Below are 980 nucleotides of genomic sequence, written 5' to 3' on the forward strand. Positions count from 1 at the left end.
TTTCGCTAAACTATAGTACAGCCAATGAAGAGACGGTACTTTATCCGGCAACACATCCTTTTCAACCTTTGCCCATAGTAATTTCCACGTCATCTCTTTAACACAAGTTGTACATCTCACTTCTTTGTCTAATTCACTCCTTTGCGCCATATTTTGCAGCTGTAATAACCTGACAGCAATAAACGCTTTAATGATCGCAATTCGTAAAATATTATCACTGTGCTGTAAACGTAAATCTTCTACTTCGGTTCCATTTGTTTTCCATGTTTTATGAAACTCCTCTACACGCCAGCGGAGTTCATAGTATCTTACTAATTTCTGGGCATCTTCTGCTGTGTTTACCGGCTCTGTCGTATATAAAATCCAACATAATGGATTTTTTTGCGTACTTTCTTTTTCCTGACAGACAATGACATTGACGCTCAATGTCGGTGATTCTTGCCCTAGTACTCGCTTAGGCTTGGCGAGTGTTATAGGTTGATAGCTCAATGTAATTAGGGCCTGACGCGCTTTTCTTCCCGCACGTTGCGCTATATTAATAGTGTAACAACACTGACCCTGCGCTGTTTCTATTAACTGATTGAGATTGCATTGAGGCTCTATTAATTTTCTATTTTCTTTTGCTCTGACTAAAAATCGATGTCCTTCATCTTTTTGGTAAGTCATGTACTCATAAATGTCAGCTTCTCTGTCGCAGATGTTAAGTATATTTGATAATTCACCTGTACGTTTTTTTATAACCATTAATGTTTGTTGCCAGCGATAGCTTTCTTTCTCTTCGTAAGGGCGTTGCTGTTGTTGATCTTTAGTCCCTTTAACCTTTGATTTCCTAAACCAATAGTACTGGTCGAGTAAACCAATAACATGCTCCGTATCTGCATCAATTGCTAAAGTTGAATGCGCATATAGCGTTCTTGTTTTTGATGGTTTTCCTAATGTATTTGCACAGTTCACATCGCCTAATTCTTTGCAAACACTGT

Annotated in this window: 1 protein-coding gene; it reads right to left on the reverse strand. The window is 38.4% G+C overall.

Annotated elements, in window-relative coordinates; all coding sequences use genetic code 11:
• Positions 1 to 980 (reverse strand): IS4 family transposase (locus H4J63_RS20685; RefSeq protein WP_182198107.1); only part of this gene is annotated, 980 nt, incomplete at both ends.

The sequence above is a fragment of the Pseudoalteromonas sp. 5Ae-yellow genome, from assembly GCF_014077565.1.
GTDB lineage: Bacteria > Pseudomonadota > Gammaproteobacteria > Enterobacterales > Alteromonadaceae > Pseudoalteromonas.